Annotated in this window: 4 protein-coding genes; 1 reads left to right on the forward strand and 3 read right to left on the reverse strand. The window is 63.5% G+C overall.

The genetic code is table 11. The annotated features are described in order from the left end of the window. Positions 1 to 450: 450 nt before the first annotated feature. The 3 genes from ABEA18_RS14815 to ABEA18_RS14825 are packed head-to-tail and all read right to left on the reverse strand — an operon-like array spanning position 451 to position 8,019. Complete coding sequence (locus ABEA18_RS14815; protein ID WP_345450254.1) at positions 451 to 4,137, reverse strand: 1,4-alpha-glucan branching enzyme; 3,687 nt, start codon at positions 4,135 to 4,137, stop codon at positions 451 to 453. A 1-nt stretch (position 4,138) separates the two neighbouring features. Then, positions 4,139 to 5,935: a maltose alpha-D-glucosyltransferase gene (treS, locus tag ABEA18_RS14820; RefSeq protein WP_345450256.1), complete on the reverse strand. Its 1,797-nt coding sequence runs from the start codon at positions 5,933 to 5,935 to the stop codon at positions 4,139 to 4,141. A 5-nt stretch (positions 5,936 to 5,940) separates the two neighbouring features. Beyond that, on the reverse strand, positions 5,941 to 8,019 hold the full coding sequence (locus ABEA18_RS14825) for an alpha-1,4-glucan--maltose-1-phosphate maltosyltransferase (protein WP_345450258.1): 2,079 nt from the start codon (positions 8,017 to 8,019) through the stop codon (positions 5,941 to 5,943). Positions 8,020 to 8,150: 131 nt separating this feature from the next. Here ABEA18_RS14825 and glgP point away from each other — a divergent pair. After that, positions 8,151 to 9,889: alpha-glucan family phosphorylase (gene glgP / locus ABEA18_RS14830; RefSeq protein WP_345450260.1), on the forward strand; the 1,739-nt coding region annotated here is incomplete at its 3' end.

Consider the following 9,889-nt stretch of genomic DNA (forward strand, 5'->3'; position numbering starts at 1 on the left):
ACGGCCGGGCTGCACAAAATTTGAAACCAGCTGTAAAAAACCAGCCCCACGCCACCGAAGCGACACAGAACCAGCCAAAACAACCAATTCATATAAATAAATCGGTATCAACAAACTTGGCACACTATTGAGTTCTCAAACAACAGACACACCCGGCACCACCCACACCCCACAGGGTCCAGGATCGCTCCGGAGCAACTTCCCAAACTTACCGGCTGCTTGCCTCCTAGTCAAATCAGCGTTCTTGACTTGATCTTCACGAGGAACTCAGTCAACTTCACCGATCTCCACTGGGGAGCAGCGCGGGTACTAACTATACCACCAGTTCTCCGTGGAGGCAAAAGCCCCGTCAGGCGGCCTGCTGCGCTTCAGCGGTCGTCCGCTGGATCCACGCAAAGGGCCCGGAAACTCAAGGCTTCCGGACCCTTTGCACTCAGACAAACCCAACAACTACCCCACAGGCGTGAACCAGGAAGCTCCGAGCGGCGGCAAGGTGACGGTCAGTGCCGCAGGCAATCCTTCCGCCCCGGGTGCGGTGGCAAACAGTTCACCGCTGTTGATCACGCCCGAGCCTCCGTACACCTCGGCGTCAGTATTGAGTACTTCCTGCCATGCGCCGGCGGACGGGACGCCGAGCACATAGTTCTGGTGCGGGCCTCCCGAGAAATTCACGGCGCACACCAGGGGGTTGCCGTCGTTGTCCCACCGGATAAAGGTCAGTACGTTGCGGTCCGCGTCCGCGCCGTTGATCCACTGGAAACCGCCGGGCTCGTTGTCCCGGACATAGAGGGCCGGCGTCGAGCTGTACAGCGTGTTCAATTCGCGGGTGAGCAATTGCAGTCCACGGTGCGCCGGAATGTCGGCAAGGAACCAATCGAGCCCGTGCTGTTCGGACCATTCCGCCTCTTGGCCGAATTCGGTGCCCATGAAGATGAGCTGCTTGCCCGGGTGCGCCCATTGGTAAGCCATGAACACCCGCAGGTTGGCAAGCTGCTGCCAGCGGTCACCGGGCATCTTGCGCAGCATGGATCCCTTGCCGTGCACTACCTCGTCGTGGCTGATGGGCAGCAGGAAGTTCTCCGTGAAGGCGTAGACCATGGAGAACGTCACCGTTCCGTGGTGCCAACGGCGGTTCACCGGGTTTTCGGAGATGTACTTGAGGGAATCGTGCATCCAGCCCATGTTCCATTTGAGGCCGAATCCCAGGCCGCCATGGTTGGTTGGCGCGGTAACGCCCGGGAACGCCGTGGATTCCTCGGCGATGGTCACTGCCCCGGGGTGGGTCTTGTAGATCGTGGCGTTGACCTCTTGGAGGAAGGAGATGGCTTCCAGGTTCTCGCGTCCACCGTGGACATTGGGGAACCATTCCCCTTCCTCGCGCGAATAGTCCCGGTAGAGCATGGAGGCGACAGCGTCCACCCGGAGCCCGTCGATGTGGAATTCCTCGAGCCAGTACAGGGCGTTCGCGACCAGGAAGTTGCGAACCTCGGTGCGGCCGAAGTCGAAGATGAGCGTGCCCCAGTCCGGGTGCTCACCAAGCCGGGGATCGGAGTGCTCGTACAGCGGCTCGCCGTCGAAGCGGGCGAGGGCCCAGGCATCCTTCGGGAAGTGCGCGGGGACCCAGTCCAGGATGACGCCGATGCCCGCTTGGTGCAGCGAATCAACGAGGAACCGGAATTGGTCCGGATGCCCGAATCGTGAGGTCGGAGCAAAGTAGGACGTGACCTGATAGCCCCATGAACCGCCAAAGGGGTGCTCGGCCACCGGCATGAACTCGACGTGGGTGAAGCCAAGCCATTTCACGTAGTCCACGAGGTCCTTGGCCAGCTCTTTGTACCCGAGGCCAAGGCGCCAGGAACCAAGGTGGACTTCGTAGACGCTCATGGGTGAGTTGTGCGGGTCCTTGTTGGCGCGCGCCGTCATCCAGGCGTCGTCCTTGAAACGGTAGCCGGACTCCACCACGCGTGACGCGGTCAAGGGCGGAACTTCGGTGCCGAAGGCGAGCGGATCGGCTTTCTCCACCCAATGGCCGGCCTTCGTCAGCAGCTCGAATTTGTAGCACGCCCCTGCTACAACGCCCGGGATGAAGACTTCCCAGACTCCTGAGGAACCGAGCGAGCGCAAGGCGTGCTCACGCCCGTCCCAAGAGTTGAAGTCGCCCTTGACGCGGACCGCCTGTGCATTTGGCGCCCAGACGGCGAAGGAGACGCCGTCCACATCGCCGAGCGGGGAGCGGTAGTGCTGGACGTGGGAGCCCAGTGTGTCCCAGAGCCGTTCGTGCCGGCCTTCGCCGATGAGGTGCAGGTCCACCTCGCCGACAGTTGGAAGGTAGTGGTACGGATCGTTGATCGTCACCGGCGCGGAATCGCCGTATACGACGTCCAGGCGGTAGTCCGGAACGTGGCCGTGCTGCAGCGGTTCGAGGACCGCCACCCAGATCCCGTCGGTCTCGTGGGTCATTGGAACGGAACCGGCTTCGGTGACCACGGTTACTTCCGCTGCGAGGTGCTTGACCGTGCGGATAGTGACGTGACCGTGGTCGTCAAGGTGAGCGCCCAGCACCGAGTGCGGGGCGTGGTGCGCACCGGCGGCCACCCGGCCCAGGGTAGCGGCGTCCACATACAGCGGGACTCGGGGCCGTTCGGTACGTGCTGAGCCTGTCATTTCCTTACCTTCCGATGTCGCCACGGCATCCGTGCCGGGGCTCGTGTTTCCGAGGAGCTGCCGCGAGGCATTGACCGGAATGGGCAACCAGTCCGGCCTGTTCCGCAGCTCATAGATCACCTCGTACAAGGCCTTGTCCAGCCACAATGCCACAAACAGCGGCGAGCGGCGGTCAATAGTTCCAGGGGTGATGTCGCTGTAGCCTGCCAGGAACGCCTCGGCGCAGTCGTCAACCCACGTGGCGGGAACCCGGGCGCCCGGGTTCTCACGGGTGGCCGCACCGGCCGCGTAGTCGAAGGACCGCAGCATCCCGACGACGTCCCGCAGGGGAACGTCGGGAATATTGCGGTGTTCGATCGGCCTCAGCGGTTCGCCTTCAAAGTCCAGGATCGCCCACCGGGCCGGTTCTCCCGCAGCGCCGGGCACCAAGAGGATCTGGCCCAGGTGAAGGTCCCCGTGGATACGCTGCAGCGTCCCGGCTTCCTTGCCCGACAGTTGCGTCAGGAGTGCCTCGAGCTGCTGCTCATGGGGCCCGACGGCGGTGCCCGCCTCAGCCCACGACTGGCGGACGCGCCGGGCTACTTCGGGCGCGATGTCCTGGCCCGGAACGCGTTCCCGGGCGGTTCCAAGGGTTTCCGCGAGCCGGAGGTGCACGGTGGCGGTCGCCTGGCCCAGTTGCCGGGCTTCGGCTGTAAAGTCGCTGCCCGATGCCGCGGCGTCGACGGCGAGGCGCCAAGCGTCCTGCCCGCCGGCAAGGAATTCGTGGGCAACGGCGAAATCCGCCGAGGCTGTGCCATGGCGACCCAGCGGTGTCCGTACCTCCCACGTTCCCGTAATCCATCCAAGGGTGGACGGCACTTCCTTCGTACCCGCCGAGGTCAAGGCCGCGCCCACCTCCACCTCGGGGTTCTTGCCGACCGACACGACCCGGAAGATCTTCACGATCGCCGCGGACACGCCGTCGTCGACGATCACCGAAGTGTTGGACTGCTCGCCGGAAGAGACTCGCACGGATCCTGAGGCAGAGGGCAGCCGCAGGCTGCCCGGCACGGTGTGTCCGCTCGCGGTGCACTCCCCCTCGCCGGGCTCGGCGGACGCCTGCCCCCGGATGAGATCGAGCCATACCGTCACAAAGTCAGGATCGTGGGGGGCGTCGTATACCCAGATAGCCGGATCCTGCTCGCTTGTTCCACCGATCTGGCCCACCAAGGCAGGTGCCAAAGCTGCCGAGGGCGCAGAACGAAAGCTAAGCGGTACCTGGATGATGTCGGTCTGCCTCCCGCCGTCGGCCGTTGCGTAAGCGACGGACAATAGCTGGACCTCCGAGCCTGTCCCAAAGGCGGGCGCAGAAAGGGCGAACGAACCGACGAAATCCAGTTCGAATAACCCTGCCTTGACCGGAAACCAGCGCTGCCGGGGCAGCCATTCCTTGAGCAGGGAGGCCAGGACCGTGGTGGGCGCTATGAGACTCATCTCAGCCTTCGATGGAGAGCACTGGGATGGCCTGGGTGTACGGCGAGGAGGCGGTGGAACCCGCCGAACGTATCCGAAGCCAGAAGAAGTCGTGGCTACCGAGCGTGAGGGTCAGGGAGCCATCGGCGCCGATTCCCGGGAAGGGTTGGCCTCCGAACACATCCCTCAAGCCTCTTCCGGCATATTCAGGGATATCCAAAGTGGTAGCAACCGGATGCTGAGACAGGTTGAAAACGCACAGGATCGATTCGGCGTCCTCGCCTTCCGGATTGTCCTCCCGGAGTTCGCGCAAATAGGCAAGGACCACTTCATGGTCTGCCGGAACGTTCCGGTAGCCGCCTAGCCCGAAGGCCGCGTGGTTCCTTCGGACACTCAGGATCTGCCGTGTCCAGCGCAGGAGCGATCCGGAATGGGCCGCTTCGGCCTCGACGTTCGCCATGCTGTAGTTGTAGACCAGCGACTGGATGACGGGCAGGTACAGCTTTCCGGGGTCGGCGCTGGAGAACCCTGCGTTGCGGTCCGGATTCCATTGCATCGGGGTGCGGACGGCGTCGCGATCGTCAAGCCAGATGTTGTCTCCCATCCCGATTTCATCCCCGTAGTACAAGAAGGGGCTGCCCGGAAGGGAAAGCAGCAACGCGTTAATCAGTTCGATCTCGGAGCGGGAATTGTCCAGCAGCGACGCAAGCCTGCGCCGGATCCCGATGTTGGCGCGCATTCGCGGGTCCGGGGCGTACCAGCCCAGCATGGCGGCACGTTCGTCGGAGGTGACCATCTCAAGGGTGAGTTCGTCGTGGTTGCGCAGGAAGGTGCCCCATTGGGCGCCGGCCGGGATTCCCGGGGTGTCCCGCAGCGTCTCGATGATGGGGGAGGCCTTCTGGTCGCGGAGCGCGTAGTACAGGCGCGGCATGATGGGAAAGTGGAAGGCCATGTGGCATTCCGGTTCTTCCTCCGTGCCAAAGTACTCGACGACGTCGTGCGGCGGTTGGTTGGCTTCGGCGATGATCACACGGCCCGGGTAGTTCTCGTCCACCATCTTCCGGAGGTCCCGCAGGAAGCCGTGGGTGGCCGGCAGGTTTTCGCAATTGGTGCCCTCTTCCTCGAAGAGGTACGGGATGGCATCTGCCCGGAATCCGTCAATGCCTTGGTCCAGCCAGAACCTGACGACGTCGTGCAGAGCCTCGACGACCTTGGGGTTTTCGAAGTTCAAGTCGGGCTGGTGGCTGAAGAAGCGGTGCCAGAAGAACTGCCGGCGGATCGGATCGAACGTCCAGTTCGACTCTTCCGTATCCACGAAGATGATGCGCGCGTCCTGGTACTTCTCGTCGGTGTCACTCCACACGTAGAAGTCGCCGAACGGACCATCCGGATTCTTACGTGACTCCTGGAACCAAGGGTGTTGGTCCGAGGTGTGGTTCAGCGGGAGGTCGATGATGACCCTGACACCCCTCGCGTGGGCTTCGGCCACGAGCCGCTTGAAGTCGCTGATGGTGCCGAACTCGTCCAACACGGACGTGTAATCGGAAATGTCGTAACCGCCGTCGCGCAAAGGCGAATCGAAGAACGGCGGCAGCCACAAACAATCCACTCCGAGCCACTGCAGGTAATCCAGCTTGTCGATCAGTCCGTGGAAGTCACCCGAACCGTCGCCGTTCGCATCCGCGAAGGCCCTCACCAGCACTTCGTAGAAGACCGCCTTCCGATACCAATGAGGGTCATGTTGAAGACCCGGGGCGTTCAGCTCGAAAGTGTTCTTCGGCGTGAAGTACTGACTCTGACCCTGCGGATTAAAGCTCACTAAGGCTACCTCCGGATATTGAGAATGTGTGCCGGTTCTACATGGGCGTCCAGCCGGACGTAGTTGTACTCGCCCCACTCCCAGCTTTCGCCGCTGACCAAATCATCCACCCAGAATCGTCCGTTCGCGGTGAAGTCGGATGGATCCAGCGAAAGAGCGGAGAGATCCAGGGTCACGGTGCTTTCCCTGATGCCGTGGGGATCGACGTTGACCACGATGATCAAGGTGTCCTTGCTGCCGTCAGGCAAGGTCTTGTGCTTGGAGAACACGATGGTGGCGTCGTCCGTGCTGTGGTGCAAAGTCAGGTTCTGCAGGTCGCCCAGGGCGGGGTGGGCCTTCCTGATGGCGTTGAGCCGCGTGATGTACGGAGCCAGGCTGTGCCCCGAAGCCGCTGCGGCATCCCAGTTGCGGTCCTTGAACTCATATTTCTCGTTGTCGATGTACTCTTCGGCACCGGGACGCGCCACATGCTCGTACAGCTCGAATCCGGCGTACACACCCCAGAGCGGACTGGCCGTGGCTGCCAGTGCGGCGCGGATCCGGAACGCGGCCGGACCGCCGTATTGGAGGTATTCGGTGAGGATATCCGGGGTATTGACGAAGAAGTTGGGCCGGAAGTAGGCCGGGGATTCGTGGCTGACCTCCTGGAAATACGATTCCAGTTCGGTCTTGGTGTTCCGCCACGTGAAGTACGTGTATGACTGTTGGAAACCTGCCCGGCCGAGAGCGTGCATCATCGCGGGGCGGGTGAACGCCTCGGCGAGGAAAACGACGTCAGGGTACTTTTTGTTGACCTTGCCGATCAGCCATTCCCAGAACCACACCGGCTTGGTGTGGGGGTTGTCGACGCGGAAAATCTTCACACCGTGGCTCACCCAGAGGAAGACGACGCGCAGGATTTCCTTCGATAGTCCGGAAGGATCGTTGTCGAAGTTCAGGGGGTAGATGTCCTGGTACTTCTTGGGCGGGTTTTCGGCATAGGCGATGCTGCCGTCAACCCGGGTGGTGAACCATTCCGGGTTGGTCTTCACCCAGGGATGGTCCGGGGCGGCCTGCAGCGCCAAGTCCAGCGCGACCTCGAGGCCCAGCTCGTTGGCGCGGGCCACAAAACCGTCGAAATCCTCGAAAGATCCCAATTCCGGGTGGATGGCGTCGTGGCCGCCGGCTTCGGAGCCGATGGCCCACGGCGAACCCGGATCCTGCGGACCCGGGGTCAAGGTGTTGTTGCGTCCCTTGCGGTGCTGGAAACCAATCGGGTGGATGGGCGGCAGGTAGATGACGTCAAAGCCCATGTCCGCGACGGCGTCGAGCCTCTTGGCCGCCGTCGTGAAGTTGCCTGAAGTCCACGTTCCCGTGGTGGGATCAAAAACGGCACCTTCGGAACGGGGGAAGAATTCGTACCAGGCCCCGCGGCCGGCGAGGTCACGCTCCACGAGGAGGGGATATTGTTCCGAGACGGTCACGAGTTCACGGATCGGCTGGCGCTCGACGACGGCCGCGACCTCTGCGCTGAAGCCGGCGGCAAGGCGCTCCTCGGCAGTCTTCGAAGTATCGGCGAGGCCTTCGGAGGCAGCGCGTAGGATGCGCTTGTCCGCCCCGCTCCGGGCGCTTTCGCCTGCCGCTTCGGCGAGCAGGGCGACACCCTCAGCGAGCATCAGCTCCACATCGATGCCGGCTTCGACCTTCACTTCCGCGTTGTGATGCCACGTGCCGTAGCGGTCGTGCCAGGCTTCGATTGCGAAGGTCCAGGCTCCGGGCGCCGTCGGGGTCAGCAGGCCCTCCCAACGGTCGGTTCCCTTGCCACGCTCACCCGGGGCCGGGGCGAGCCGGACACGTTGGCGTTCTTTGCCTTTGGGGTCGAGCAGGACGGCGCTCACCCCCAGCTGGTCGTGGCCCTCACGGAAGACCGTGGCGCCAACCACCAAATCTTCACCAGGCAAGGCCTTGGCCGGGAACCGGCCTTCCTCGATCACGGGTTGCACGGCCGTGATGGGGAATCTGCCGAATCTAAGACCTTCGGTGATACCGGTCTTCTGCTTGGACTTGGATGCTGAGCTGGATCGCGGTGCTGCAGTAGTGGTCACAACCTCGACGTTAGCGAGAAAAATCACATTTTGCGAAGAGGTACGCCAGACTCTTCCGCGCAATGTGTCATTTACCTAAAAGAAACCGAAAGCTGTTCCTGCCGTCCACCGAGTGGATTAGTGTGACGCTCGTGAAGGCAATTCGAAGGTTTACCGTCCGTACTCTGCTCCCCGAGCCGATCCAGCCGCTGGCGCGTCTCGCGATGAATCTGCGCTGGTCGTGGCACCGGCCTACCCGTGAACTCTTTGCGAGCCTTGACCAAGAATTGTGGGAGGAGAGCCGTCACGATCCAATAAGCCTCCTCGGGTCAATCAGCCGCGATCAGCTGGACCAACTTGCTTCCAACAATGAACTTGTAGAGCGTGTCCAGCACGCGGCGGCGGACCTGGACCGGTACCTGAGCGAGCCGCGCTGGTACCAGGGCCTGGGTCCGGATGCTCCGGCGTGCATCGCGTATTTCTCGCCTGAGTTCGGCATCACCGAGGTGCTTCCGCAGTATTCGGGCGGCCTGGGGATCCTGGCCGGGGACCATTTGAAGGCCGCTTCGGACCTGGGCGTGCCGCTGATCGGCGTCGGGCTGTTGTACCAGGCGGGCTACTTCAAGCAGTCCCTGTCCCGGGACGCATGGCAGCAAGAGACCTACCCCGTCCTGGACCCGGACGGCCTGCCACTGACGCTGTTGCGCGAACCGTCCGAGGACGGCACCGGCAAGCCGGTGACGATCTCACTACCGCTGCCCAACGGACGCAAGCTCAACGCGCACATCTGGCGTGCCGACGTCGGGCGCGTGCCGCTGCTGCTGCTCGATTCGAACGTTCCGGCCAACGACGACGCCGCGCGCGGGATCACGGACCGGCTCTACGGCGGCGGCGGTGACCACCGCCTGCAGCAGGAGCTGCTGCTGGGCATGGGCGGGGTGAAGGCGCTGCGCGTCTACCAGCGCCTCACCGGCACCCCGGCCCCGGAAGTGTTCCACACCAACGAAGGCCACGCCGGGTTCCTGGGCATCGAACGCATCCAGGAGCTCATGTCCTCCGAAGCCCCGCTGAGCTGGTCCGAAGCCCTCGCCGCCGGGCGCGCGTCCACGGTGTTCACCACCCACACCCCCGTGCCGGCCGGCATCGACCGTTTCGAGGCCGTGCAGATCAGGCACTTCTTCGACGCCGGCCTGGCCCCGGACGTCCCGGTGGAAAAGGTCCTGGACCTGGGCCGGGAAAACTACGACGGCGGCAACCCCGCGGTCTTCAACATGGCCGTCATGGGCCTGCGCCTGGCGCAGCGGGCCAACGGCGTGGCCAAACTCCACGGCGTGGTCTCCCGCGAAATGTTCTCCGGGCTCTGGCCAGGCTTCGACCACTCCGAAATCCCCATCACCTCCGTCACCAACGGCGTCCACGTACCCACCTGGGTGGACCCGCGCATCTCTGCCTTGGCCCGCCAGCGGTTTGGAAGCGAGGCCGAGGCCATGGGCCGTTGGGATCTCGCCTACAACGTCAGCGACGAGGACGTGTGGACGCTGCGGCGTCAACTTCGCGTTTCCCTCGTGGAGGATGTCCGGCGTCGGCTCCGGGCGGCGTGGAAGAAGCGTGGGGCGGCCGATGCGGAGCTGGGCTGGACGGATGCCGTGCTGGACCCGGACGTGCTCACGATCGGTTTCGCCCGGCGCGTGCCCACCTACAAGCGCCTGACCCTCATGCTCCGGGACCCGGCACGGCTCAAGGCGCTGCTGCTGCACCCGAAGCACCCCATCCAGCTGGTCATCGCCGGTAAGTCCCACCCGGCCGATGACGCCGGCAAGAAAATGATCCAGGACCTGGTGAAGTTCACCGACGACCCCGCCGTGAGGCACCGGATCGTGTTCCTGCCCAA

The organism is Arthrobacter gyeryongensis (assembly GCF_039543785.1).
GTDB classification, from domain to species: domain Bacteria; phylum Actinomycetota; class Actinomycetes; order Actinomycetales; family Micrococcaceae; genus Arthrobacter; species Arthrobacter gyeryongensis.